The following is a 25,766-nucleotide window of genomic DNA, read 5'->3' as shown; positions in this document are numbered from 1 at the left end:
GGCCGTCATGAGCGTGCAACCTGCTCCCTCCGCGAAACAGCCGCCCTCGCTCTGGGCCCGCATCCTCGACAGCGACATCCTTGCGAGCTTCCTGCGCTCGAAGGTGACGATGGTCGCCGCGGTGATCGTGCTGGTGCTGTTCATCGGCGCCTTCTTCTCGCCCTGGATCGCGCCGACCAATCCGTTCGACCCGGCGACGGTCTTCCTCTCCGACGCCAATATCCCGCCGGCCTGGCAGCAGGGCGGTGACCCGAAGTTCATCCTCGGCACCGACGACCAGGGCCGCGATCTCTATTCGGCGATCCTCTACGGGCTGCGCGTCTCGCTGATCGTCGGCCTGCTCGGCGTCGCACTGGCGGCGACGATCGGCATCACGCTCGGCCTGCTCGCCGGCTATCTCGGCGGCCGCGTCGATTCGCTGATCATGCGCATCGCGGACGTGCAGCTGACCTTCCCGGCGATCCTGATCGCCCTGCTGATCGACGGCGTCGTGCGCGGTATCTTCAAGCACGCCAACCGCGAGGACACGGCGCTCTATGTGCTGGTGATCTCGATCGGCTTGTCGTTTTGGGTGCAGTACGCCCGCACCATCCGCGGCTCGACACTGGTCGAGCGCAACAAGGACTATGTCCAGGCCGCCCGGCTCGTCGGCCTGCCGGCGCCGCTGATCATGCTGCGCCATGTCCTGCCGAACGTGATCGGCCCGGTGCTGGTCATCCTGACCATTAACCTCGCGCTCGCCGTCATCACCGAGGCGACGCTCTCCTTCCTCGGCGTCGGCCTGCCGCCGACCCAGCCTTCGCTGGGAACGCTGATCTCGATCGGCAATCGCTACCTGTTCTCGGGCGACTGGTGGATCGTCACCTTTCCCGGCGTGACGCTGGCGATCCTGGTGCTGGCGGTGAACCTGCTCGGCGACTGGCTGCGCGACGCCCTGAACCCGCGGTTGAGGTGAGCCGATGACCGAGACCGTCCTCTCCGTCCAGGATCTCACCGTCGAGTTCGTCACGCGCCGCGGCACGCTGCGCGCGCTTGACAAGATCTCCTTCGACATCGCCCGCGGCGAGGTGCTCGGCGTCGTCGGCGAGTCAGGCGCCGGCAAGTCGGTGACCGGCTCGGCCATCATCGGCCTAATCGATCCGCCCGGCCGCATCGCCGACGGCAAGGTCGTGCTCTCCGGTGAGCGCGTCGACCATCTCCCGCCGGAGCAGATGCGCCGCGTCCGCGGCAAGCGCATCGGCATGATCTTCCAGGATCCGCTGACCAGCCTCAACCCGCTCTACCGGGTCGGCGAGCAATTGATCGAGACGATCCAGACCCACACCGATCTCAACGCCGCCGACGCCCGCAAGCGCGCCATCGCCTTGCTCGACGAGGTCGGCATCCCCGCGCCCGAGCGGCGCATCGACGGCTATCCGCACGAATTCTCCGGCGGCATGCGCCAGCGCGTCGTCATCGCGCTCGCGCTCTGCGCCGAGCCGGAATTCATCATCGCCGACGAGCCGACCACGGCGATCGACGTTTCCGTGCAGGCGCAGATCATTGCCCTGATCAAGCGGCTCTGCAAGGAACGCGGGACCTCGGTGATGCTGGTCACCCACGATATGGGCGTGATCGCCGAGACGGCCGACCGGGTCGCGGTGATGTATGCCGGACGTGTCGCCGAGATCGGCCCGGTGCGCGAGGTGATCAAGCAGCCGCTCCACCCCTATACGCAAGGGTTGATGGGCGCGATCCCCTCGATCGAGGGCGATGCCGAGCGTCTCGTGCAGATCCCCGGTTCGATGCCGCGGCTCTCGAATATCCCCAAGGGCTGCGCCTTCAACCCGCGCTGCGCCAAGGTGTTCGCCCGCTGCCATGTCGAGCGGCCGGAGCTCATCGATGTCGGCGGCCACCAGGTCGCCTGCCACCTCTATGACAAGGCCAAGGCGCCGGCCGGCAAGACGGAGATCGCGGCGTGAGCGACAAAGCCTTCGTCCAGGTCCGTGACCTCAAGCGCGTCTTCGACGTCTCAAAACCCTGGCTCAACCGGGTGCTGGAGCGCCAGGACAAGCAGTTTCTCAAGGCGGTCGACGGCGTCTCCTTCGACATCCGCAAGGGCGAGACCTTCGCGCTGGTCGGCGAATCCGGCTCGGGCAAGTCGACCGTTGCGCGCATGGTCGTCGGCCTGCTGAACCCGTCGGGCGGCACGGTTTCGATCGACGGTGTCTCGATGTTCGACGCCAAGGCGGCCCAGGAGCGCCAGCGCCTGCGTCGGCGCATGCAGATGATCTTCCAGGATCCCTACGCCTCGCTCAATCCGCGCTGGCGTGTCGGGCGGATCATCGCCGAGCCGATCCGCGCCTTCGACTTGATCCAGGGCGACGCCGCGATCGAGGGGCGCGTCGGCGAGCTGCTCTCGCTGGTCGGCCTGCATCCGGACGACGGCAAGAAGTTCCCGCACGAATTCTCCGGCGGCCAGCGCCAGCGCATCGCCATCGCCCGCGCGCTCGCCTCCAATGCCGAGTTCATCGTCTGCGACGAGCCGACCTCGGCGCTCGACGTCTCCGTGCAGGCGCAGATCCTCAACCTTATGCGCGACCTGCAGCAGAAGTTCGGGCTGACCTATCTCTTCATCAGCCACAACCTCGCGGTCGTTCGGCACATGGCGACGCGGATCGGCGTGATGTATCTTGGCCGCCTCGTCGAGGTCTCCGACGGCAAGCAGCTCTTCGCCGCGCCGCGCCACCCCTATACGAGGATGCTGCTCGACGCGGTGCCGGACCTCGCCATGATCGGCAAGCCGCGCGAGGGCGTGAAGGGCGAGATCCCGAACCCGATCAATCCGCCCTCGGGCTGCACCTTCCATCCGCGCTGCCCGATGGTCTTCGACCGCTGCCGCGTCGAAAACCCGCCGGCGATCGACGGCGTCGCCTGCCATGCGGTGAATGCGGGGCGGGAAGCGGCGTAAGGGTCTTGCTCAGGCGGCGCGGCGACCGTTCGCACTGAGCAGGTCCCAGCCCTTCGCCGTCACGGCGATCAGGCTGCCCTGGCGCGCGAGATAGCCACGGTCGACCGCATCCTCCCAGACCGTCAGGCGCGGGCATGAGGTGCGCCAGCTCTCCATCAGCTCGGCATGGCTGCGCTCTTCGCGAGCGACCCATTCGACGAGATCGGGGATGAGCGGATCGTCTGCGGCAAGCATCGCGGCCTCGCCTTTCGATCGGGACGAGGCGGGATGATAGCCCTCCGCAAGGGACGGGAAAAGCCGCGTCAGCTCACTGCCCGGTGGGCACGCTCGGCGCCTTCGGCCGCCGGCCGAGCGGGGCGACCGGGCGCTCGGTGCGGTACTGGCCGCGGGCGATCGCGGTGAACAGCAGGGCGACCGCGGTCAGCGTCATCAGCCACCAGGTCTGGAACGAGGCGAAACCGAGCGCCGCCAGCGCGAAGGCGGTGACATAGGCTGCAACGCCGCCGGCGGCGAGCGCGCCCGGCATCCGGCCGGCGGCGCTGACCGCGAAATAGAGGCAGAGCGCTGCCGTCGCCGCACCGACCAGGCCGAGCTCGTACCAGGTCTCGAACAGGATGGTGGTCGGCACCTCCAGCGGCAGCGCCCCGGTGGTGCGCCCGCGCAGCACCGTGTCGAGCCCGTGGCCGGTGATCAGCTGCACCGGGCGGCTCGAGATGATGTCGGCCCAGATGTCGAGGCCGGTGCCGACCGTGCTGAACACCGCCGGTGAGAGCCGGAAGAACGGCAGCAGCAGGAAGGGCAGCAGTGGGGCGAGCAGCATCAGCCCGGCCATGATCCCGCCCATCAGCCTGGCGCCGACGATGCGGTTGGCGCTGACCGCGCCGAAGGCGATCGCGCCGCAGAGCATCGCCATCGCCTCGCCATCCTCGATGCGCGAGAGGGCGAGCAGGCCGACGGCGAGCGCCAGGCCCAGAGCCGTCAGCCCGCGCTCGCGCGACAGGAGCCAGGCGAGCGCAGGCCAGGCCATGATCAGCACGACGCTGACGCCGCGCTCGACGCTGCCGGCGGCGTTGGCCGCGCGCGAGTCGATCGGGCCCAGCGCCTCGGTCAGCAGCAGGCCGAGCGCGAAGATCGCGGCCGAGCCGGCGCCCAGCGCCGCGAGATTGAGGTTCGAGGCGCGCATCCGTTCCGGCAGCGCCGCCGCTCCGGCAAAGCCCAGCGCCACCGCAAGGAAGAGATTGGCCGCCTTCTCGGTGGCCGAGCCGGTATAGGGGCTCCAGACCAGCGAGAGCACGGCCCAGCCGACCAGCGCCCAGAGCGTGAGCCCGGCGCGGCTGAAGATCGAGGTCCTGATGTTGCCGGCGAACCAGCGCGGCGCCTCGATCAGCGCGGCGATGGCCAGCAGGATGACCCCGATCGGCACCAGCACCACGGCGGCGCGGCGCGAAACCAGTGAGGCCAGCGGCAAGGCGAGCGCCAGCGTCGCGAAGCCGATGCGGCGCAGGAGCAGCGCGGCGTCGGTTGCGGGATCGAGGGGCGTCTGGGCGTTCGGGCGGATCATGGGCAAGCTGAACTCGGCGAGCCACACCCGGCCAGGATGCCGGGAACAGCCCAGCCCACCCTAGCGTCCGCTGCGGGCTTCGACTGTAGGTGCGCTGCAACACTGGCGAAGCATCTCATGCAGTTTGGAACACTTAGAGTTCACTGGCCGCCGGAGCGGTTCCGTGAGATGAGGGGATGATGACTGCTCCGCTCGCCGCGATCGTCTATTCCTCGGGTTTCCCCATCGACGACCTGATGGCGGAGGTCGCGGGCGGCCTGAAGCGTGAAGCCTTCCGGCTCTGCGGCGTCGTCCAGCACAACAAGGGCGACTGCGCGAACGGCTGTGCCAGCATGGCGCTCGAGGATCTCGCCTCCGGCCAGCTCTTCCCCATCAGCGAGGATCGCGGGGCCGACTCGGCCGGCTGCCGGCTCGATCCGGCCGGGCTCGCCGCAGCCGGTGCTGCCATCTCGGGCGCGCTGTCCGGGCCGGTCGACCTCGTCATCGTCAACAAGTTCGGCAAGCAGGAAATGCTCGGCCAGGGCCTGCGCGCCGAGATCGCTGCCGGCGTCGTCGCCGGATTGCCGCTGCTGACCGCCGTGCGCGACGACATGCTCGCCGCCTGGACGGGTTTTGCCGGCGAGGATTGGCAGCGTTTGCCACCCGAGCGCGACGCTGTGATGGATTGGGCGATGGCGGCGTTGCGCCTGCCGGCCTGATGTCGACATGCTGATGCTCCGTCAAAGGCGTCCCCGCAGGCGTGCCAGAACGTGATGGCGACCGGTCCCGCAACCCTTGGCCTGCTCCTTGCCGGTGGCCTCGCCCGCCGCATGGGCGGTGGCGACAAGCCGCTGCGGACGATTGCCAGCCGCACCATCCTCGCCCATGTGATCGAGCGGCTCGGCCCGCAATGCGACGGCCTTTTGCTCAGCGCCAATGACGATCCGACCCGCTTTGCCGAATACGGCTTACCCGTCGTCGTCGATAGCGTGCCGGGTTTCGCCGGGCCGCTCGCCGGCATCCTTGCCGGGCTCGACTGGCTGGCGATGAACCGGCCGGGCGCCGAATGGCTGGTCAGCGTCGCCGCCGATACACCCTTCATCCCACGCGATCTGGTGGCACGGCTGCATGCGGCACGCGCCACGGCAGATGTCCCGCTCGCCTGTGCGGCGTCGGGCGGCTGGACCCATCCGGTCATCGGGCTCTGGCCGGTCTTCCTGCGCGACGACCTGCGTCATGCGCTTACGGTCGAGGATGAGCGCAAGGTCCAGCGCTGGACAGCCCGGCACGGCATTGCCACGGCCGAATGGTCGACCGCGCCGGTCGATCCCTTCTTCAATGCCAACCGGCCGGAAGACCTCACTGAGGCCGAGCGGCTGCACGCGCTTCTCGGCGATCGCTGAGGTTGAACCGGCTCGCTCCTCCGCCTCAGGCCTCCAGCAGGGCTTTCAGGCGGGACAGATCGGCAGCGACCCATTCGGCGTCGCGGGCGAAGTCGTCATCCGTCATCTCCGGGCGCCTGAACAGTGTGAACACCACCTCGCTGCCGCTGCCGTTCGCGAGCGCCCGCATCGGATTGTGCATCGGCGCGCCGCTGTCGGGAATGACGGCGTGATCGAGGACGCCGTAGCGATTGGGTTCGCTGAACAGCACGCGCATCGGCCCCATCGGCGTCTTCACGCGATAGGTCATGCCCTCGACATGGCTGAACTCGCCGCCCAGCCCTTCCGCCCATTTCTGGAAGTTCGTGGGCTCGGCGAGAAAGCCGTAGACCTCCTCGATCGGCCGGTTGATCGCGATGCTGATATGGCGCGCTGGCAGGACGGGCATGGTTGCTCTCCATGAATTTTCTGGACAGAACATAACATGAACAAAATCATCTGTCATCGCGCATCGGTGATGAGCTGTGCGCGAGCTCGCCGCGGATCGATCAAGAATCCGCCGGCTTCGCGAGGCTCTTTCCCAGCGGCGACGGATCAGGAGATTCGACATGAAGCAGACCATCGGCTTGGGCCTGGCGATTTTCGTGCAGCACGGGCGTGAGCAGGAGGCCGCGGACTTCTACAGCGAGGCCTTCGAGGCACGGCAGCTCAAGACATACAGGATCGACGGCGATCTCGCCGGGATCGAGATGCTCATCGGCGGAACGCGTGTCTCCGTTGCCGGTTCCAATCCGCGCCGCGAGGAAGAGCCGTCCTATGGCGGTCCCTTCTTCCCCAAGGCCGCTGGCGCGGTCAGCATGACGATCCTGCTGACCGTCCCTGATCTCGAGGCCTGTTTCGCCCAGGCGATCGTAGCGGGCGCCGCCCTGCGCGACCGCGTCCAGACCGATGTCGAAGGGCGGCGGGTTGCCTCGCTGTTCGATCCGTTCGGGCATATCTGGATGCTGGCCGAGCGGCAGGCGGAAACGGAGAAAGTGTCCGCCGATCAGCTCGCGGCGCAGGCCGATCGCTCGACCGGCATCCATCTCCAGCGATAGGGCGGGCTGCCCGACCCTATTCGATCACGATCCGCGGCGCCGCCCGGGCCGGTCCGGAAAGGCCGGCCTTCACCTGCCGCGCCAGGGCGACATAGGCCTTGGCGTGGGCGCTGTCCGGGTCGCTCGCCACGATCGGGCGGCCGCCATCGGAGGTTTCGCGGATCGGCATGGCGAGCGGGATCTCGCCGAGGAAGGGCACATGGAGCCGTTCCGCCTCGTGCCGGGCGCCGCCATGGGCGAAGATGTCGGAGCGGTGGCCGCATTCCGGGCAGATGAAATAGCTCATGTTCTCGACGATGCCGAGGATCGGCACCTCCACCTTCTTGAACATGGCGACGCCGCGGCGGGCGTCGAGCAAAGCGAGGTCCTGCGGCGTCGAGACGATCACCGCGCCGGCGAGCGGCGTTTGCTGGGCCATGGTGAGCTGGGCGTCGCCGGTGCCGGGTGGCATGTCGACCACCAGCACGTCGAGCTCACCCCAGGCGACCTCGCGCAGCATCTGGGTGATCGCCGAGATCACCATCGGCCCGCGCCAGATCATTGGCGTCTCCTCGTCGATCAGGAAGCCGATCGACATGATCTTGAGGCCATAGGCCTCCATCGGCGCCAGCGTGCGGCCCGAGACCAGCCGCGGCTTGCCGGTGATGCCAAAGATCTTCGGCACGGACGGGCCATAGATGTCGGCGTCGAGCACGCCGACCTTGAGGCCGAGCGTGGCCAGGCCGACGGCGAGATTGGCCGTGGTGGTCGACTTGCCGACGCCGCCCTTGCCGCTCGCCACCGCGATGATCTGCTTGACGCCGGGAATGCCGGCCGCCTTCGGCACCGGCCCGCCCGGGCCGGGCTGGCCGTGCGCCTGCCGGCGCGCCTCGGCCGCCTGCGAGGGCGCGCGCCCCGGCGCCTTGTCGGCGGTGAGGCCGACCAGCACCTGTGTCACGCCGGGGATGCCGCCGACCGCGCTTTCGGCCGCCTTGCGCACCGGCTCCATCGCACCGGCTTCGGTGGCGTCGATGCCGATCGCGAAGATCACCTTGCCGCCGTCGATCAGGATGTCGCCGATGCGGCCGGATGCCGCCAGCGATTGCCCGCTCGCCGGCAGCTTCACCAGTTCGAGCGCGCGCAGGATGTCGTTTTGCGAAAGGGCCACGATCTGGGCTCCGTTGCTGGCGTGGTGCTAGGCCGCGGCCTTGCGGATGTGGAAGGTCAGGAGACGGCCGTCGGCGCTGCTGTGCTCGAGCAGAGCGCTGCTCTCCCGCACGAGATGGGGGATGTCGATGGCTGCCATCGGATCAGTGCACTCGACGACGAGGAGCGTGCCCGGCGCGGCGCCGAGAAGCGCCTTGCGCACGCGCAGGGCCGGGTGCGGGCATTTGAGGCCGCGCAGGTCGAGCGGGATCGAAATCATCTCGCGTGTCATATGATGGCTTTTCGCGCAGCGGCAACAGCCGCTGCACCGGAGATTGCGATGCGAGCCTGCGCAGGGCACTGCAAGATCGGTGAGCTTGACCGCCCGAACCGATTTGCCTGATGACAGCCGGGCGCAGCATGCGCTCGGCTTTGTCTTTTCAGGATATCCTTGGCGATGCGCGTGATCGGACTGGCGGGCTGGAGCGGAGCCGGCAAGACGACCCTGCTGACCAGGCTGGTCCCCGAGTTCAACCGCCGCGGCGTCAGGGTCTCGACGATCAAGCACGCCCATCACGCCTTCGATCTCGACACGCCTGGCAAGGATTCCTGGGCGCATCGTCAGGCCGGCGCCTCCGAAGTGCTGATCTCTTCGGCCAAACGCTGGGCGCTGCTGCACGAGCTCCGCGATGAGCCGGAGCTTCAGCTGCCCGAGCTATTGGTGCGGCTGTCGCCGGTCGATCTCGTCATCGTCGAGGGCTTCAAGCGCGACCCGCACGCCAAGCTCGAGGTCTATCGCGCCGCCAACGACAAGCCACCCCTGCATCCGGAGGATCCCAGCATCGTCGCGATCGCCAGCGACATCGCCTTTCCGGATGCCCGTCGTCCAGTGATTGGGCTCGACGACGTGTCGGCCATCGCCGATTGTCTCTTCGCCAACGCGCAGCCGCTCGACGCGGTCCTGGCGCGAGTGGAAGGGAAGCTCTGACGATGGCGCAGCTCAGCGCGGATGCCGAGGCTTTCGGGCCGGTGCTGACGATCGAGCAGGCGGCCGAGCGCGCCGCCCAGCGCATCGCCGCCGTGGCCGGTACCGAGCTCGTCCCGCTCGCGCAGGCTGACGGACGCGTGCTCGCGCAGGATGTGGTCGCGCCGGTCGACCTGCCGCCCTTCGCCAACTCCGCCGTCGACGGCTACGCGGTCCGCTTCGCCGATCTGGCGGCTGCAGCGGAGACGCGCCTGCCGCTCTCCGGCCGCATCGCGGCCGGCACTGACGCGACTGGCGTTGCAACGGAGGGGAGGGCGGTGCGCGTCTTCACCGGTGCGCCGCTGCCGGCCGGCGCCGATACGGTCTTCATGCAGGAGGACGTCGCGCTGGAGGGCGACACCGTCGTGCTGCCGACCGGACTGAAGCGCGGTGCCAATGCGCGGTCGGCTGGCGAGGATGTGTCGCGCGGCCGCATCGCGCTCGTCGCGGGCCGCAGGCTGCGCCCGCAGGAGCTGGCGCTGCTCGCAGCGCTTGGCCTCTCCGATGTGGCGGTGCGTCGCCGCGTGCGGGTCGCGATCTTCTCGACCGGCGACGAACTCAGCGAGCCGGGAGCGGCCCTGTCGCCGGCCGGCATCTATGACGCCAATCGCAGCCTGTTGCGCGCGCTGGCAAGTCGCGCCGGCGCGGAGGTCATCGATCTCGGCATCCTGCGCGACGAGCCGGAGAGCCTCGCCGGGCGCCTGCGCGAGGCTGCGGCGGGCTGCGACCTGATCCTGACCTCCGGCGGCGTCTCAATCGGCGAGGAGGACCACGTCAAGACGGCGGTGGCGCGTGCCGGCGAGCTCGCCTTCTGGCGCGTCGCGATCAAGCCGGGCCGGCCGGTGGCGATGGGCCTCGTGGCCGGCACGCCCTTCATCGGCCTGCCTGGCAACCCGGTCGCGGTCTTCGTCACCTTCGCCTTCGTTGCCCGCACGGTGATCGCCTTGCTCTCGGGCACGACGCCGGAAGCGCTGCGTGGCCTGCCGGTCAGGCTCGGCTTTTCCTACGAGAAGAAAGCCGGCCGGCGCGAATATGTCCGTGTCGCGCTGACCCCGGGCCCGGACGGCATCGCGGTGGCGCGAAAGCACCCACGCGACGGCGTCGGCATGCTGACCTCGCTGACCGAGACCGATGGGCTGGTCGAGCTCGCCGACGACCTGACGAGCATCGCCGAAGGCACGATCGCGCCGTTCCTTGGCTACCAGATGCTGACGGGCTGAAGCATCGGGCCGAAAAGTGGGTTCCACTTTTCGACGCAATCCGATGTGCAATCCAGGGCTCAGTCGCGCCGGAAGATCACCGTCGCCAGCCAGCCCAGCAGCAGCGCCACCGCAACCGTCGCCAGCCCGTAGAGGAGCGGCCGCTCATGCGCTGCAGAGGTCATGCGCTGCTCCGCGCCGGTCTTCACCACCTCGAAATTGGTGGTCTGGCGCGCCAGCACCGAGCCGCCGGCATAGAGCAGCACCTCGACCTCGTAAGGGCCCGTCGGTGCCGTCGCCGGGATCTTGATCTGCGAGCTGAACAGGGCCGGCGACAGGAAGGTGACCCCGCGCTCGTCGAGCGTATAGAGCTGCTTGCCCTGGAGGGTCCGGATCAGGGCTTCGCGGAAGCGGCCGACATCGAAGTCGAAATCGAAGCCGGCCTGCGAGCGCTGCGCATTGGCGAGGCCGATCCGGTCGCGTCGCGCCGCCTCCTCGGAGAGGATCTCCTTGATCGGCCGGTTGGTCGCGACCGAGAGATAGATCGAGCGGTCCGGGAAGCGGCGCTGGTTGCGATTGATCCAGATCGGGCCGACGCGCTCCTTTTCACGCACGATCAGCATGCGCTGCGGCCCGCGGACCGTGACGACGATGTCGAAGGGATCGGCGCGCGCCACCGAGCGCCCGTCGCGCTCGACCAGGCCGAAGACGGCGAGCTGGTCGCCGGTGAAGTTGGAGGCGATCGCGATCCGATGCGTCGACAGCGCCGCGATCAGCGTCTCGGCCGCCGCCGGCAGGCTGGCGAGCGCCGCAAGGAAGGCCGTCGCCAGGGCGAGCGCCGTCCGTCTCATCGCTGCGCTCCTTCCGGCACGACCACCGAATAGGGCTCGTTCGGCGGCAGGAAGAGCTCGACTGCGAAGCGCAGGCCGACCGACAGGATCAGCAGGGCCAGCAGCAGGCGGAACGACGAGACGTTGAGGTTGCGGGCGGCCCGGCCGCCGAACTGCGCGCCGATGACGCCGCCGACCAGCAGCAGCATGGCGAGGATGATGTCGACCGACTGGTTGGTGACGGCATGCAGGACCGTCGCGCCGGTCATGGTGACCAGGATCTGGAACAGCGAGGTGCCGACTACCACTGCCGGCGGAATCCGGAAGAAATAGATCAGCGCCGGCACGAGCATGAAGCCGCCGCCGACGCCGAGCACCGCCCCGATGAAGCCGATGATGACGGCGAGGCCCGCAATCGGGATCACGCTGGCATAGAGCTGCGAGCGCGGAAAGCGCATCCGCAACGGCAGGCCCATCCAGGGCGGATGCGAGCCGGCCTCGCGCCGCAGCCGGACCGGCTTGCCGGCCCGGTCGCGCATCGCGGCGCGCACCGCGTCGAACAGCATCAGCCCGCCGATCAAGGTGAAGAGCGTGACATAGGACAGGGTGATGACCAGCTCGAGCTGGCCCAGGCGCCGCATCGAGTTGAAGAACAGCACGCCCATGATCGTGCCGAATATGCCGCCCGAAACCAGAATGCCGCCGAGCTTGAAGTCGAGCGCGTTGCGCCGCCAATAGCTCAGCACGCCGGTCATCGACGAGCCGGCGACCTGGGCTGCGACGGTCGCGACCGCGACGGCAGGCGGGATGTCGAGGAAGATCAGCAGCGGTGTCAGCAGGAACCCGCCACCGACGCCGAACAGGCCCGAGATGAAGCCGACCGCGCCGCTGAGACCAAGGACGAGGAAAATGCTGATCGGCAGTTCCGCGATCGGGAGATAGATCTGCACTCTTCCAAACCCTGTCGGCCGCCGTCGCCTTCCCCATGCCCGGCATATGCCGCAGAAGTGGATACCACTTTTGCGACGAGAACATGCCCGGCATGGCGGGCCGGCGCGAAATTCTTGCCGTCGCCCGATTCAGGTCGAACGAAAAACGCGCCGTAGCGGCGACACTACGGCGGAAACCTTTTCAATTTGTGCAGTTCTGGGGCGTTCTCGGGGGCCTGCCTTGCGTGAGAGGCCCCCCGAGACTCAGCCGCGGCCGGGCTTTGCCGGCTTCTTTGCCGCGACCGGCTGTTCGTCCCAGCCCTTTGCCGGCGGCATGACCTCGTTGGCGCTCGCCTCGAGCGGCTTCGGCTTCCAGCTCTCGGCGGCCGCCTTGGCTGCTGCGAGGTCGCTGGCGGAGAGCCGGCCCGCCACTTCGTCGCGCTTGCGCCCGGCATCCTCGTCGCCCTGCGCGGCGGCGATAGCGAACCAGCGATAGGACTGGCCGAGATCGGCCGGGGCGCCGAGGCCACGGCCGAGCAGGATGGCGAGGTTGTACTGGCTGTCGCGCACGCCATGCTCGGCGGCGCGGCGGAACCAGTCGGTCGCCGTGGCGTAATCCGGCTTGCCGCCGGCGCCTTCGGCGTAGAGCACTGCAAGATTGTGCATCGCCTTGGCGTTGCCGCGCTCGGCGGCGCGCCCGTACCAGACTTTGGCGAGCGACGGGTCGCGATTGGTGCCGATGCCCTTCTCGAACATGTTGCCGAGCCGGAACTGCGCAGGCGTCAGGCCGGCGACGGCCGCGCGCTCGAACAGGCGCAGCGCCAGCTTGGGGTCGCGATTGGTCGGCCCGTCGGCCGCCTGGGCGGCGAGCTGGTAGACGGCGCGCGCATCGCCGGAGAGCGCTGCCTTGCGCAGGCCGGCGCTGCCGACAGCCGACGGCAGGTCGCCGATGCCGGTGACGGTCTCGACGGCTTCAGTCGGGCTCTGCAGCGGCAGTGCGGCGACCATCGAAGGCACGGCCGCCGCCGGCGTTTCGGCAACGCTCGCAGGTCCCTCCGGTGCGGGAGCTATCGCCGCGGCCCGTGCCGGCGTCGTGCCGATCTGCAGCGGCGGCAGGGCGGAGTTCTGGTCCTTCGCCGGTGGTGTCGTGGGCTCCGCCGGAGCGCTCTGCGGCGCCGGCTGGACGGCAGGCGTCTCGGCCGGAGCGGGCTTGACGGGGGCCGACTGCATGCTCTCGTTCGCGACTTGCTTCTTGGCGCCCTGCTGGCCACCGGAGAAGACCTGAGCGGCGCCGATTGCAAGCACCAATGCAGCCAGGCCGAGCAGCAGCGGCCGACGGCGCTTCTCGAGGATCTCCTTGAGGCGCCCGCCGCCGGAGGCCGCCTTGCCGGCCTTGCCGGACTTGGCCGGTTCCGCTGCGCCCGCCGGGCCGCCGGCAGCCGCAGCCTCGCTGGCGGCCTTGGCCGAGCGCCGCGCCGCGGCGATCAGGCTCTGGCGCACCGCCTGGGGATCGTTGCCTTGCGGCGCCGGCGCATCGGGGCGCGGGCGGCCGGAGCCTGGCTCCAGCGGCAGGTCGAGCCCGCTGGTCCGGGGCAGCCGCGGCTCGGCGGCAAAACGCTCGGCCATCATCGGGGCGGCCAAGGCGGGGGCCCTGGCATCCTCGGCCGGAGCGTGTACCTGAGGCCGCGGCGCCGGTGTGCTGCTGCGCCGGTCGCGGTCGACACCGAGCTCGGCTTCGAGGTCGCCGAGGCGGCCGATGATGGTCTCCAGCGTCCGGTGCACGGCGCCGATCGCATCCTGGGTCTCGCGCCCGGCCGAGACATGGGTCTCGCGCAGGCCGGTCATCAGGTCGCTGAGCTCGGAGAGGCTCGCGCCGCGCGGCGCCAGATCAGCCATGGCGGCGCGCGCCGCACGTTCGGCCACTGCGCTGGTGTCCTCGCGCATGCCCTGCAGATGGACGACGAGGTCCTGCAGCGTCCGCTCGATGCCATGCTCGGCGGTGCGCGTCGCGGCCTGCTGGTCGAGCCGCTGTGTCAGGCCGGCGATCTGCTGCTCCAGCGCGTCGAACGAATCCGAGCCGGCACCCGGCCGACCGGCTTCGTCGATCTTGGCCGCCAGGCCGCGCAGCATGTCCTCGACCGGCCGCATATCGACCCGGGCGAGCGGCGCTCCGCCATCGTCGACCATCTGGGCGAGCGTGCTGGACGCGGTCAGCTGCTCGACGCGGCTGGCCAGCGTCTCGATCCGCTCCTCGAGCCGGCTCGGCGGCTTCTCCCCGACCTGCTCGAGCTTGATCACCAGGGCTTCGATGCGGTCCGCCAGCTCGTTGGAGACCGGGCGGCCGCTGGCGTCGATCTCGCCGAGGCGGGCGATCAGCTGGTCGACCTGTCCGTCGATGACCGAGGATTTCATCGCCGGCAGGGAATCGATCTTCTGGGCGAGCGATTCGACCTGACGCGACAGGGCCAGCAGCGGCCCGCTGTCGCCGGCGCGCTCATGCAGGCGGTCGGCATGCAAGGTCTCGCGGACGTCCTCGATCGCCAGCGACAGGCCATGCAGATCGCGCGTGTCGTCGCGCAGGCGCCCGACATCGGAGGTCAGCGCATTGAGCTGCAGCGAGAGATCGTCGAACCGGCGGCCATCGGTCGTCGAGACCACGTCGCGCAGCTCGGCGATCTCGCGCAGGATTGGCGCGAGCGCCTGGCGGTCGCTGCCGCGTGTGGCGAGCGCGTCGACCTTGGCGGCGAGATGCGCGATCTCCAGCTCGAAGCGGTTGTAGCTTTCGTTCGGACGCGTCTCGGCCAGGCGGCCGATCTCGGCCTCGATGCGGGCCAGCGGCTTGAGGACGGGGTCGAGACGGTCGCGCCCGTCGAAGCGGTCGAGCCGGGAGCCGAGCTCGCCGATCGCCCGCTCCAGCGGCCGGTAGGCGCTGCGCGGATCCTCGGCGTGCAGCGCAGGCTGCGCCGCGGGGGCGATCCGCTCGCCGAGCTGACGCAGGTCATCGCGCAGGCTGGCGAGCGACGAGGCAGGCGCCGGCCGCTCGAAGGCGGTGGCCCCGGCGGCGCCGTCGAGGGCGCGCTGGCGCGAGCGGATGTCGGAAATGGCGGCGGCAAGGCCGTCGCGGCTGAGCGCCGGGCGCGCCGGCTGCGCCACGGGGCGGTGGTCGGCCTCTGTTGCGCGGCGCTCGATGCTGTGCAGGCGCTCGCCCATCGCCTTGATGGAATCGGCGATCACCGAGGTGGCACGCTCCTGCCGCTCCGCCGTGACCCGCTCGCCCTGCGACAGGCGGCTCTCGGTGCGCTCCATCCATTTGGCGATCGAATCGAGCGCGCTCGCCGTCCTTGCGTTGCTGTCCCGGGTCAGGCGCTCGGCCATCGCCGCCTGGGTGATGAATGCGTCCATGCGCTCGCGCGCCATGTCCGGCGCGGGAGCTGCCGTGCGGGGCGCGGCGGCGGTCTGCATCCCGCCCTGGGAGAGACGGGCCAGGCGTTCCGACAGCGCAATGATGTCCTGCTCTTCGGCATCGTTCGCGGCGGCGACGGGTTCGCCGGCTTCTTCCCGAATCTTGCTGTCGAGCCACTCGCCAAGCGTCATGCCGGCCCGGCGAGCCGCAGCCTTCGCCGCGTCGCGTGTGCGCGGGTCGACGCCTTTGACGCTCCAGGGCAGGCTGGTCGCCATGTTACGTTCGCCTCGAGGGGCAGGTCTTGGCCAAGGACATCCGCTGCCCCCTCACGCGGCGGCGTCCTGCGATCCTGGCAATCATGAACATCGGGTTGATGCGAACGAGGCTGGAGATCGCGGCACAGACTTTTCGCCTTCACGGTAAACAGAGCGTTAAGATCGGCAGGGCGGGCGTTAATTTTTCGGCAACGCATGCGGAGCAGGCTGGGAGGGCCGGGTATAACGGTAACTTACCCCCACCTCAGGGCGAGGGAGGTGACGTAAGGGAGCCGCTAAGCCTACATTGCCGGCAACGCTGGGGCGCATTCCGAAGGGACAGATGCCCCGCTCCGCAACCTGCAAGGACCAAACATGTCGCGCCAAAGCTCAGCTCTGGCGGCCACGCCCAATTACGACGGCCGCACTGCCTCTCCCCAGACAACGAACGATGCCGAAACCGGTGGCTTCACCATCAGCGATCTCGCCCGCGAATTCGGCGTCACCCTGCGCACCTTGCGCTTCTATGAATCGCGCGGCCTGCTGGCGCCCGCTCGCTCCGGGCTGACCCGGATCTATTCCGGACGCGACCGCGCTCGCCTGGCCCTCATTCTCAAGGGCAAGCAGCTCGGCTTCACCCTGGTCGAGATCCGCGCCATGCTCGCCAATGAGGAAGGCAAGGAGATCAAGGGCAAGGAGCCGTCCGCCTCGGTCGGCGGCCTGCAGCTGAGCCGCGGTCAGATCGCCGAGCAGCTCGAATTGCTGCGCAACCAGCGCAGCGAGATCGAGGCCGCCATCGCCGAACTCGAAGCGACCCTGGCGCGCCTCGACGCTTGAGCATCGGCCGCATCAGCGACCATCCACCACGATCACGATGCCCCGAACCCTGACCGGTTCGGGGCATTTTTCGTTTGCAAGCGCATCGCCGCTCGCGTCAATCTTGCGGAAAGCGCTGTCTGGACGAAAAAGTTGATGCGGCCCCTTGGCAAGTCGCGAGCAGATAGTTTATATGTGAACTATCTCGAAGCGCCGCTGTCATATCGAGCCGGCAAGCTTCGCCACGAAGGCTGCACGAAACGCCAGGGAGGGATGCGATGCCGGTCTACAAGGCGCCTGTCGAGGACACGCTGTTCCTGCTCAACGACGTCTTCCAGTTCGAGCGCTACAACAACCTCCCGGGCTTCGCCGAGGCGACGCCGGATCTGGTCGAGGCCGTGCTCGGCGAGGGCGCCAAGCTCTGCGAGGAGGTCCTCCAGCCGATCAACCATTCCGGCGATCAGGAAGGCTGCAAGCGCAATGCCGACGGATCGGTGACGACGCCGAAGGGCTTCAAGCAGGCCTATGAGGCCTACGCCGCCGGCGGCTGGGTCGGGCTTGCGATGGATCCCGAATATGGCGGCCAGGGCCTGCCCTACACGCTCGGCGCCATCATGAACGAGTTCTCCTCCTCGGCGAACATGGCCTTCGCCATGTATCCCGGCCTGACCATGGGCGCGATGGCCGCGCTCTATGTCCACGGCTCCGAGGAGCAGAAGCGCACCTATCTGCCGAAGATGGCCGAGGGCACCTGGTCCGGCACGATGAACCTGACCGAGCCGCATTGCGGCACCGATCTCGGCCTGATCAAGACCAAGGCCGTGCCGAACGGCGACGGCTCCTATGCCATCACCGGTACCAAGATCTTCATTTCTGCCGGCGAGCAGGACATCACCGAGAACATCATCCACCTCGTGCTCGCCCGGATCGAGGGGGCGCCGCAGGGCGTCAAGGGCATCTCGCTCTTCGTCGTGCCGCGCAACGAGGTCGGTGCCGACGGTTCGGTCGGTGCGAACAACCACGTCTCCTGCGGCTCGATCGAGCACAAGATGGGCATCCACGGCAACTCGACCTGCGTCATGAACTATGACGGGGCCAAGGGCTGGCTGGTCGGAGCCGAGAACAAGGGCCTCAACGCCATGTTCGTGATGATGAACGAGGCCCGCCTCGGCGTCGCGATCCAGGGCCTAGCCCAGTCCGAGGTCGCCTATCAGAACGCCGTCGCCTACGCCAAGGACCGTCTGCAGGGCCGGGCTCTGACCGGCGCGAAGGACCCGGCCAAGCCGGCCGACCCGCTTTTCGTCCATCCGGACGTGCGCCGTACGCTGATGTCGATCAAGGCCTTCAACGAGGCCGCTCGCGCCTTCGTTCTCTGGAACGCGATCAAGTCCGACGTCGCCCATCGCTCCGACGATGCGGCCGAGCGCCAGGCGGCCGACGACCAGCTCGGCCTGATGACGCCGGTGCTCAAGGGGGTGCTCACCGATGTCGGCTTCGACAATGCGGTGAAGGCCCAGCAGATGTATGGCGGCCATGGCTACATCGCCGAGCACGGCATGGAGCAGTTCGTCCGCGATGCCCGCATCGCCATGATCTACGAGGGCGCCAACGGCGTGCAGGCGATGGACCTGGTCGGCCGCAAGCTCGGCCGCGACGGCGGCCGCGCCATCATGGCCTTCTTCAACGAGGTCGGTGCCTTCGTGAAGGAGAACGAGGGCGATGAGGCGCTGAAGCCGCTCCTGGTCTCGCTCGCCGCCTCGCTCGGCCATCTCCAGCAGGCGACGATGTGGTTCATGCAGAACGCCCTCGCCAAGCCGGACAATGCCGGCGCCGGCGCGCATGACTACATGCACCTGCTCGGCCTGGTCTCGCTCGGCTATATGTGGGCGAAGATGGCCAAGGTCGCGCAGGACAAGCTCAAGGCCGGGGCCAATGGCGCGACCGAGCGCATGAACGCCAAGCTCGTCACCGCCCGCTTCTTCATGGAGCGCTCGCTCCCTGAGACTGCTGCGCATCTGGCGCGGATCACCTCCGGCTCCGACACCACGATGGCGCTGAGCGCCGAGCAGTTCTGAACGTGAATCTCATGCCCGGGCCCTGGCCCGGGCATCTCTTGCAGAATTGCCTCGTCATGAGATGGTCGGGCCAAGCCCGACCATGACGGCGGGGACCGAAACGAGCCGCAATTGCGGCCAGCCCGGGAGGCCTTGATGGCTGAAGCCTTCATCTACGATCACGTCCGGACGCCGCGCGGCAAGGGCAAGGCCGACGGTTCACTCCACGAGGTCACTGCGATCGAACTGGGCACGCAGACGCTGCGCGCCATCAAGGACCGCAACAATCTCGATCCCAAGCTGGTCGAGGACGTGGTCTATGGCTGCGTCGATCCGGTCGGCGAGGCCGGGGCCGATATCGCCCGCACCGTCGCGCTGAAAGCTGGCTACGGCAAGGAAGTGCCGGGCGTGCAGATCAATCGCTTCTGTGCCTCGGGCCTCGATGCGGTCAACCTCGCCGCGGCGCAGGTCATGTCCGGCCAGAAGGAGATGACGATCGGCGGCGGCGTCGAGAGCATGTCCCGCATCGGCATGGGCGCCTCGGGCTTCGGCATCGCGGTCGACCCGTCAGTCGCCATCGACACCTATTTCATGCCGCAGGGCGTCTCGGCCGACCTGATCGCGACGAAGTACGGCTTCTCGCGCGACGATGTCGACGCCTATGCCGTGCGCTCGCACAAGCGCGCCGCGGCCGCCTGGCAGGCCGGTCACTTCAAGAACTCGGTGATCCCGGTCACCGACGTCAACGGCCTGATCATCCTCGATCGTGACGAGACCATCCGCCCGGCGACCGACATGCAGGCGCTTGCCGCGCTGAAGGCCTCCTTCGTTCAGATGGGCGAGATGGGCGGCTTTGACGCCGTCGCGACGGCGGCGCATCCGGATGTCGAGTTCGTCAACCACGTCCATCATGCCGGCAATTCCTCGGGCATCGTCGACGGCGCCGCCGCCGTGCTCGTCGGCTCGAAGAAGGCCGGCAAGGCTGCGGGCCTGAAGCCCCGCGCCCGGATCAAGGCTTTCGCCACCACCGGCTCCGACCTCGCGCTGATGCTGACCGGCCCGGTCGACGTCACCGAACTCGTGCTCAAGAAGGCCGGGATGAGCGTCAAGGACATCGACCTGTTCGAATTGAACGAGGCCTTCTCCTCGGTCGTGCTGCGCTACCAGCAGGCCTTCGACATCGACGACGCCGTGCTCAACGTCAATGGCGGCGCCATCGCCATGGGCCATCCGCTCGGCGCCACCGGCGCAATGATTCTCGGCACCGTGCTCGACGAGCTCGAGCGCACCAACAAGCAGACCGCTCTGGTCACGCTTTGCGTCGCCGTCGGCATGGGCGTCGCCACCATCATCGAACGGGTTTGAGGAGAGAGCCGATGAACCTCGTCAATTTCCGCTTCGAGACCGACGCTGATGGCATCGCCACGCTGACCTGGGACATGCCCGAGCGCTCGATGAACGTCATCACCCCGCAGGTGATGGAAGAGCTCAACCAGGTCGTCGACAAGGTCGCCTCCGACGAAGCCATCAAGGGCTGCGTCATCGTCTCCGGCAAGGAAGCCTTCTCCGGCGGCGCCGACCTCACCATGCTGCAGGGCCTGCGCGATCTGTACGTCAAGCTCGCCAAGGAGCAGGGCGAGCAGATCGCGATGCAGCGCTTCTTCGACGAGAGCCGCAAGCTCTCGCTGCTCTACCGCAAGCTCGAGACCTGCGGGAAGCCGTTCGCGGCGGCGATCCATGGCGTCTGCCTCGGCGGCGCCTTCGAACTCGCGCTCTCCTGCCAGCTCCGCGTCGTCTCGGATGATGCCTCGACCCGCGTCGGCCTGCCCGAGATCAAGGTCGGCCTGTTCCCCGGCGCCGGTGGCACCCAGCGCGTCTCGCGTCTGATGCAGACCGGCGACGCGCTGCAGATGATGTTCAAGGGCGACCAGATCAAGGCGCTGCCGGCCCGCAATTCCGGCCTCGTCCACGCCGTCCTGCCGCGCGACCAGATCGTCGCCGCTGCCAAGGAATGGCTGAAGGCCAATCCCCAGGCCAAGCAGCCCTGGGAGGACCCGAAGTTCAAGCTGCCCTCGAACAAGGTCCATTCGCCTGCTGGCATGCAGATCTGGCCGCCGGCCAGCGCGATCTATCGCCGCGAGACCAACGATAACTACCCGGCGGCGCGCGCCATCCTGAGCGCGGTCTATGAGGGCCTGCAGCTGCCGATGGACCTCGCCCTCAAGGTCGAGAGCCGCTACTTCGCCAAGATCCTGCGGACGAAGGAGGCGGCCTCGATGATCCGCTCGCTCTTCGTCTCGATGCAGGAGCTGAACAAGGGTGCCCGGCGCCCGGCCGATGTTCCGGCCTCGAAGCTGAAGAAGGTCGGTGTCATCGGCGCCGGCTTCATGGGCGCTGGCATCGCCTATGTCACTGCCAATGCCGGCATCGAGGTCGTGTTGGTCGACCGTGACATCGAGGCGGCGGAGAAGGGCAAGGCCTATTCGCACAAGCTGGTCACCGACCAGATCACCAAGGGCCGCGCCAAGACCGCCGATCGCGACGCGCTGCTCGGCCGCATCAAGGCCTCGGCCGACTATGCCGACCTCAAGGGCTGCGACCTGATCGTCGAGGCGGTGTTCGAGGATCCCAAGGTCAAGGCCGAGGTCATCGCCAAGGTCGAGGCCGTGGTCGGCCCCAAGACCATCTTCGGCTCCAACACCTCGACGCTGCCGATCACCGGCCTCGCCGAGCACAGCGAGCGCCCGAAGAATTTCATCGGCATCCATTTCTTCTCGCCGGTCGAGAAGATGCTGCTGGTCGAGATCATCATGGCCAAGAAGACCGGCAAGAAGGCGCTGGCCATGGCGCTCGACTTCGTCCGCGCCATCAAGAAGACGCCGATCGTCGTCAACGACACCCGCGGCTTCTACGCCAATCGCTGCGTCGGCAACTACATCCGCGAGGGGCATCTCATGCTGATGGAAGGCGTGCCGCCGGCGATGATCGAGGCCGCCGGCAAGCAGGCCGGCATGCCGGTCGGCCCGCTCTCGCTCAATGACGAGGTCGCGGTCGATCTCGCCTACAAGGTGCTGAAGGCGACCAAGGCGCAGCTCGGCGAAGCCTCCGTCGATCCGGCGCAGGAGAAGCTGCTCAACGAGATGGTCGAGAAGCATGGCCGCCTCGGCCGCAAGAACAAGAAGGGCTTCTACGACTATCCGGAAGCCGGTCCCAAGCGGCTCTGGCCCGGCCTCGCCGAGCTCACCAAGAACAGGCTCGAGCCCGAGCTGATCGATATGGACGAGCTGAAGCATCGCCTGCTGGTCACGCAGGCGCTCGAAGCGGCCAAGACCTATGAGGAGGGCGTCGTCACCGACCCGCGCGAGGCGGATGTCGGTTCGATCATCGGCTTCGGTTTCGCCCCCTATAGCGGCGGCACGCTCTCCTATATCGACAATATGGGCGCGGCCGCCTTCGTGAAGCTCTGCGAGAGCCTGGCCAAGAAGCATGGCGAGCGCTTCAAGCCGAACCGGCTGCTGAAGCGCATGGCCAAGACCGGCGAGAGCTTCTACGGCAGCGCCGAGAAGAAGGCTGCGGCCTGATCAGGCGAAGAGCCGTTCCCTCAGGAGCGGCTCCAGCCAGTCGGCGAAGACCTTGAGGCGGCGCGAGAGATGCTGCCGGTGCGGGTAGAGCAGGGCGACCGGCATCGGCTCCGCCCTGTGCTCCGGCATCACCTCAACCAGCTCGCCCGCCTCAAGATGCGCGGCGACGTCATAGGCGGGGATCTGGATCAGCCCGAGCCCGGCGAGGCAGCAGGCGATATAGGCTTCCGCGCTGTTGACGGTGACGCGGCCGGCCATCGCCCGGCTGTGTAGCCGCTCACCCTCCAGCCATTGCCAGTCCTCGACCGCGCCGGTCGAAGGCGAGGCGTAATGCACCGCTTCGTGCCGTGACAGCTCGTCTGGCCGCTCCGGTATGCCAAATCGCTTGAGATAGGCCGGGCTCGCGACATTGATCAGCCTGAGCTCGCCGAGATTGCGCGCGATCAGGCTGGAATCGCTGAGCGGCCCGACCCGCAGCACGCAATCGACGCTGTCCTCGATCAGATTGACCGCCCGGTCGGTGACACCGAGCGCGACGGAGATGTCCGGATAGCGGGCCAGGAAATCGGGCAGGGCCGGCGCGATGATCAGCCGGCCGATCCGACCGGGCACGTCGATCCTGAGCTTGCCGGCCGGCCCGTCGCCGGCGCTGCGGAACAGCGTCTCAGCTTCCTCCACCTCGGCGATCAATCGCAGGCAGCGCTCATAGAAGGCGAGTCCGTCCTGCGTCGGCGCGACATGGCGGGTCGTGCGATGCAGCAGCCGTGTCCCGAGCCTGTCCTCCAGCAGCCGGATCGCCGCCGAGACCGAGGAGCGCGGCTGGCCGAGCGTCGCCGCGGCGCGGGTGAAGCTGGCGCATTCGACGACGCGGGCGAAGGTGGCGAAGAGCTCGATCCGGTCCATGGCCGGGACGATGCGATTGTTCGTTCTGGCTGACAAGTCATGTCAACTTATCCAGCTTTATCCGGACAATCGGCCGATTACCTTGCTGACGAGGCGGGCAGGGCTCGCAGCGACAGCAGGAGACGAGGCCATGGCCGACCACAGCATCAGGGGCAAGACCGTTATCATCGCCGGCGGTGCCAAGAATCTCGGCGGTTTGCTGGCTCGCGATCTCGCCGCCCACGGCGCCGGGGCGGTCGCCATCCATTACAACAGCGCCGCGACCAAGGCGGAGGCCGACGCGACCGTCGCTGCCGTCAAGGCGGCGGGTGCGCAGGCGGCCGCCTTTCAGGCCGATCTCACCACCGCCGGCGCCGTCGAGAAGCTGTTCTCCGACGTGGTCGCCGCGCTCGGCCGACCGGATATAGCGATCAACACCGTCGGCAAGGTGCTGAAGAAGCCGATGGCCGAGATCAGCGAGGCCGAATACGACGAGATGGCCGCGGTGAACTCGAAATCGGCCTTCTTCTTCCTCAAGGAGGCCGGCAAGGCGCTGAACGACAACGGCAAGATCACCACGGTGGTGACCTCGCTGCTCGGCGCCTTCACACCGTTCTATGCCGCCTATGCCGGCATGAAGGCTCCGGTCGAGCATTTCACCCGCGCCGCCTCCAAGGAGTTCGGCGAGCGCGGCATCTCGGTCTCCGCGATCGGCCCTGGCCCGATGGACACGCCGTTCTTCTACCCGGCGGAAGGGGCGGATGCGGTCGCCTATCACAAGACCGCGGCGGCTTTGTCGAAGTTCTCGCCGACGGGGCTGACCCATATCGAGGACATCGTCCCCTTCATCCGCTTCCTCGTCTCGGATGGCTGGTGGATGACCGGCCAGACCATCCTGGTCAATGGCGGCTACACCACCAAGTGAGCGCGGAGAATTAGGCTGGTGTCCGGCCAGATCGCGATACCGGCCTTGTGGGAAACGACGCATTGCAATCCAGAGAGTGTGGAGTGCCGCTGTCTGGGTTGCTACGCTGCCCTCACAGCGACGCCGTAGCCGGGGAAACCCACGACGATATTGCGATGCCTGTTCGACCGATTCTGAGTTTCCCCGATCCGCGCCTGCGGCTGCCCGCTCCACCGGTCACGCGTTTCGATGCGGATTTGCGTGCGCTTGCCGAAGACCTTCTCGACACGATGCGGGCGGCGCCAGGCATCGGTATCACCGCGCCGCATATCGGCGTGCTCTCGCGGCTTGTCGTACTGGAGCTCTCGCCCGGAGAGGTCCGCACCTATGTCAATCCGGAACTGGACCAGGTGTCGCGCGAAACCATCCGACATACCGAGGGCAGCGTCTCGATGCCGGGCGTCACCGACGAACTCGAACGCCATGCCCGCATCCGCCTGCGCTATCAGGATCTCGACGGCAAGGAGCAGAGCGAGGACGCGGACGGCCTGCTGTCTGTCTGCCATCAGCACGAGATCGACCAGCTCGACGGCGTCTTCTGGATCGACCGCCTGTCACGCCTCAAGCGCGACCGGCTGATCGCCCGCTACAACAAGCTGCGGCGGGGGTGAGCGGCCTGTCGGCTACTGCGCCAGCGCGCCGAAGACGAATTCGGTCGTCAGCTTGACCGGCAATTGCCAATTGCCCGGCTTGTTGTAATTGCCCGCGGTGATGGCGATGACGAGCTGCTGCTTGGGCGCGACGACGAGGCGCTGGCCGCCATTGCCGAAGGCGCCGAACCAGGTTTCGCCGGAGCTGTCGCGGCCAAGATACCACTGATAGCCGTAGCCAGTCCCGTCCCTGGTCCGCGTCCGCGGCGTCAGGCTTTGCTCCAGCCAGGCCGCCGGCACGATCTGGCGGCCGGCATAGCTGCCCTTGTCGAGCAGCAACTGCCCGATCGCGGCGAGATCGCGCGGCCGCAGCCGCAGGCCCGATGCCGCAGCTTCCCGGCCGTCGAGGCCGTTGGTCCAGGCGAAGCGATCGATGCCGAGCGGCGCAAACAGACGCTCCCTGGCGAACTCGCCGAGCCGCTTGCCGCTGCCCTTGGCGAGGAGATGGCCGAGCAGGGCCGTCGCGCCGCCGCTATAGGTCCAGGCCTCGCCCGGCGGGCGTGCTATCGGCCGGTCGAGCACGAAGCGATAGCGATCGGGGGCGTACTCCATCGCGATCTCGCTGTTGCGCGGATCGCTATAGGGCAGCGACTCGTCCCAGGCGAGGCCCATGGTCATGGTCAGGACATGCTCGACCTTGAGCCGCTGCCGGTCAGCGTCGCCAGCAAGGTCGGGATAGTCCGGAAAGCTCGCCAGGAGCGGCGCGTCGGGCTTCGGGGCCGACCCGTCCGCGACGGCGATGCCATAGAGGAGGCCGACGATGCTCTTCGACACCGAGCGCAGATCATGCAGCTCATCGGCGTTGAAGCTGACAGTGCCGCGGCTGTCGCCCCAGATCTCGTCAGCGCCGGCAAAATAGTGCTCCAGCGCGATTCTGCCGTGCCGCAGCACGACGAACCCGTGCAATCCGCTGAGCTCGCCGGCCGCGAAGGCCTTCTCGATGCGCTCGCTCGCATCGGGCCGGAAGCCGGCTTCTGCGAGCGGCGATGTCTGCCAGGAGCGCGCCGGTGCCTGCGCGGCCGACGGAATTGCCGTCAATGCCGCGCTGGCACCTGCCAGGAAGGCGCGCCGATCCATGGCTGGCGC

The 25,766-nt window shown here is 68.1% G+C and carries 24 protein-coding genes; 14 read left to right on the top strand and 10 right to left on the bottom strand.

Annotated elements, in window-relative coordinates:
* Window positions 1–7: 7 nt before the first annotated feature.
* From ACWIGM_RS13795 to ACWIGM_RS13785, 3 genes are read left to right on the top strand one after another with little or no spacing between them, the layout of a single operon-like run.
* Window positions 8–955: an ABC transporter permease gene (locus ACWIGM_RS13795; protein WP_454026488.1), complete on the top strand. Its 948-nt coding sequence runs from the start codon at window positions 8–10 to the stop codon at window positions 953–955.
* Between the two features lie 4 nt (window positions 956–959).
* Entirely contained in the window at window positions 960–1,961 is a 1,002-nt protein-coding gene (locus ACWIGM_RS13790; protein ID WP_454026487.1) for an ABC transporter ATP-binding protein, read from the top strand.
* Window positions 1,958–2,950 (top strand): ABC transporter ATP-binding protein, encoded by a 993-nt coding sequence (locus ACWIGM_RS13785; RefSeq protein ID WP_454026486.1) that lies wholly within the window; start codon window positions 1,958–1,960, stop codon window positions 2,948–2,950. Before ACWIGM_RS13790 ends, ACWIGM_RS13785 begins: the two co-directional genes overlap by 4 nt.
* Window positions 2,951–2,959: 9 nt before the next feature.
* On the opposite strand, the gene ACWIGM_RS13780 is transcribed toward ACWIGM_RS13785, so the two are convergent.
* Together ACWIGM_RS13780 and ACWIGM_RS13775 are read right to left on the bottom strand one after the other, a co-directional pair.
* Window positions 2,960–3,184 (bottom strand): hypothetical protein, encoded by a 225-nt coding sequence (locus ACWIGM_RS13780; RefSeq protein ID WP_454026485.1) that lies wholly within the window; start codon window positions 3,182–3,184, stop codon window positions 2,960–2,962.
* A gap of 73 nt (window positions 3,185–3,257) precedes the next feature.
* Window positions 3,258–4,511: a peptide ABC transporter permease gene (locus tag ACWIGM_RS13775; RefSeq protein WP_454026484.1), complete on the bottom strand. Its 1,254-nt coding sequence runs from the start codon at window positions 4,509–4,511 to the stop codon at window positions 3,258–3,260.
* 179 nt (window positions 4,512–4,690) lie between these two features.
* Here ACWIGM_RS13775 and ACWIGM_RS13770 point away from each other — a divergent pair, with 179 nt between their 5' ends.
* Window positions 4,691–5,209, top strand: a complete 519-nt coding sequence (locus tag ACWIGM_RS13770; RefSeq protein WP_454026483.1) for a DUF2478 domain-containing protein — start codon at window positions 4,691–4,693, stop codon at window positions 5,207–5,209.
* Window positions 5,210–5,263: 54 nt separating this feature from the next.
* On the top strand, window positions 5,264–5,893 hold the full coding sequence (gene mobA / locus ACWIGM_RS13765; RefSeq protein ID WP_454026482.1) for a molybdenum cofactor guanylyltransferase MobA: 630 nt from the start codon (window positions 5,264–5,266) through the stop codon (window positions 5,891–5,893).
* 25 nt (window positions 5,894–5,918) lie between these two features.
* Here the strand turns inward: mobA and ACWIGM_RS13760 are convergent, their stop codons facing one another.
* Entirely contained in the window at window positions 5,919–6,320 is a 402-nt protein-coding gene (locus tag ACWIGM_RS13760) for an SRPBCC family protein (RefSeq protein WP_454026481.1), read from the bottom strand.
* Between the two features lie 160 nt (window positions 6,321–6,480).
* Between ACWIGM_RS13760 and ACWIGM_RS13755 the strand changes: the two genes are divergently transcribed.
* The gene (locus tag ACWIGM_RS13755) at window positions 6,481–6,969 is read left to right on the top strand and encodes a VOC family protein (protein WP_454026480.1); all 489 of its coding nucleotides are present in this window, start codon (window positions 6,481–6,483) and stop codon (window positions 6,967–6,969) included.
* Window positions 6,970–6,985: 16 nt separating this feature from the next.
* Here the strand turns inward: ACWIGM_RS13755 and ACWIGM_RS13750 are convergent, their stop codons facing one another.
* Both ACWIGM_RS13750 and ACWIGM_RS13745 read right to left on the bottom strand, forming a co-directional pair.
* On the bottom strand, window positions 6,986–8,116 hold the full coding sequence (locus ACWIGM_RS13750; protein ID WP_454026479.1) for an Mrp/NBP35 family ATP-binding protein: 1,131 nt from the start codon (window positions 8,114–8,116) through the stop codon (window positions 6,986–6,988).
* Window positions 8,117–8,143: 27 nt separating this feature from the next.
* Window positions 8,144–8,386: a sulfurtransferase TusA family protein gene (locus ACWIGM_RS13745; protein ID WP_454026478.1), complete on the bottom strand. Its 243-nt coding sequence runs from the start codon at window positions 8,384–8,386 to the stop codon at window positions 8,144–8,146.
* Between the two features lie 165 nt (window positions 8,387–8,551).
* Between ACWIGM_RS13745 and mobB the strand changes: the two genes are divergently transcribed.
* Both mobB and ACWIGM_RS13735 read left to right on the top strand, forming a co-directional pair.
* Window positions 8,552–9,082 carry a molybdopterin-guanine dinucleotide biosynthesis protein B gene (gene mobB / locus ACWIGM_RS13740; protein ID WP_454026477.1) on the top strand — a complete coding sequence of 177 codons (531 nt, stop codon included), beginning with the start codon at window positions 8,552–8,554 and terminating at the stop codon, window positions 9,080–9,082.
* Window positions 9,083–9,084: 2 nt separating this feature from the next.
* Complete coding sequence (locus ACWIGM_RS13735; protein ID WP_454026476.1) at window positions 9,085–10,338, top strand: molybdopterin molybdotransferase MoeA; 1,254 nt, start codon at window positions 9,085–9,087, stop codon at window positions 10,336–10,338.
* Window positions 10,339–10,397: 59 nt separating this feature from the next.
* On the opposite strand, the gene ACWIGM_RS13730 is transcribed toward ACWIGM_RS13735, so the two are convergent.
* From ACWIGM_RS13730 to ACWIGM_RS13720, 3 genes are all read right to left on the bottom strand, one after another.
* The gene (locus tag ACWIGM_RS13730; RefSeq protein WP_454026475.1) at window positions 10,398–11,168 is read right to left on the bottom strand and encodes a TIGR02186 family protein; all 771 of its coding nucleotides are present in this window, start codon (window positions 11,166–11,168) and stop codon (window positions 10,398–10,400) included.
* A complete protein-coding gene (locus ACWIGM_RS13725) occupies window positions 11,165–12,097 on the bottom strand; it encodes a sulfite exporter TauE/SafE family protein (RefSeq protein ID WP_454026474.1) in 933 nt (310 codons plus the stop codon). The genes ACWIGM_RS13730 and ACWIGM_RS13725 overlap by 4 nt, the downstream gene beginning before the upstream one ends.
* A gap of 243 nt (window positions 12,098–12,340) precedes the next feature.
* Complete coding sequence (locus ACWIGM_RS13720; protein ID WP_454026473.1) at window positions 12,341–15,754, bottom strand: SEL1-like repeat protein; 3,414 nt, start codon at window positions 15,752–15,754, stop codon at window positions 12,341–12,343.
* Between the two features lie 354 nt (window positions 15,755–16,108).
* Between ACWIGM_RS13720 and ACWIGM_RS13715 the strand changes: the two genes are divergently transcribed.
* The 4 genes from ACWIGM_RS13715 to ACWIGM_RS13700 all read left to right on the top strand — a co-directional run bounded on the left by ACWIGM_RS13715 (window position 16,109) and on the right by ACWIGM_RS13700 (window position 22,184).
* Window positions 16,109–16,570: a MerR family transcriptional regulator gene (locus ACWIGM_RS13715; protein ID WP_454026472.1), complete on the top strand. Its 462-nt coding sequence runs from the start codon at window positions 16,109–16,111 to the stop codon at window positions 16,568–16,570.
* 257 nt (window positions 16,571–16,827) lie between these two features.
* Window positions 16,828–18,624, top strand: coding sequence for an acyl-CoA dehydrogenase C-terminal domain-containing protein (locus ACWIGM_RS13710; RefSeq protein WP_454026471.1), 1,797 nt, complete (start codon window positions 16,828–16,830; stop codon window positions 18,622–18,624).
* Window positions 18,625–18,759: 135 nt separating this feature from the next.
* A complete protein-coding gene (locus tag ACWIGM_RS13705) occupies window positions 18,760–19,968 on the top strand; it encodes an acetyl-CoA C-acetyltransferase (protein ID WP_454026470.1) in 1,209 nt (402 codons plus the stop codon).
* A gap of 11 nt (window positions 19,969–19,979) precedes the next feature.
* Window positions 19,980–22,184: a 3-hydroxyacyl-CoA dehydrogenase NAD-binding domain-containing protein gene (locus ACWIGM_RS13700; RefSeq protein WP_454026469.1), complete on the top strand. Its 2,205-nt coding sequence runs from the start codon at window positions 19,980–19,982 to the stop codon at window positions 22,182–22,184.
* Here the strand turns inward: ACWIGM_RS13700 and ACWIGM_RS13695 are convergent, their stop codons facing one another.
* Window positions 22,185–23,087, bottom strand: a complete 903-nt coding sequence (locus ACWIGM_RS13695) for a LysR family transcriptional regulator (RefSeq protein WP_454026996.1) — start codon at window positions 23,085–23,087, stop codon at window positions 22,185–22,187.
* A gap of 130 nt (window positions 23,088–23,217) precedes the next feature.
* Between ACWIGM_RS13695 and ACWIGM_RS13690 the strand changes: the two genes are divergently transcribed.
* The gene (locus tag ACWIGM_RS13690; RefSeq protein ID WP_454026468.1) at window positions 23,218–23,991 is read left to right on the top strand and encodes an SDR family oxidoreductase; all 774 of its coding nucleotides are present in this window, start codon (window positions 23,218–23,220) and stop codon (window positions 23,989–23,991) included.
* Between the two features lie 155 nt (window positions 23,992–24,146).
* A complete protein-coding gene (locus ACWIGM_RS13685) occupies window positions 24,147–24,641 on the top strand; it encodes a peptide deformylase (RefSeq protein ID WP_454026467.1) in 495 nt (164 codons plus the stop codon).
* A gap of 12 nt (window positions 24,642–24,653) precedes the next feature.
* Here the strand turns inward: ACWIGM_RS13685 and ACWIGM_RS13680 are convergent, their stop codons facing one another.
* Window positions 24,654–25,757 (bottom strand): serine hydrolase domain-containing protein, encoded by a 1,104-nt coding sequence (locus ACWIGM_RS13680; RefSeq protein ID WP_454026466.1) that lies wholly within the window; start codon window positions 25,755–25,757, stop codon window positions 24,654–24,656.
* Window positions 25,758–25,766 lie beyond the last annotated feature (9 nt).

The sequence above is a fragment of the Allobosea sp. NPDC055332 genome, assembly GCF_053645455.1.
The sequence above is the reverse complement of the archived record's forward strand: the minus strand, read 5'-3'. Positions and strand labels throughout refer to the sequence as shown.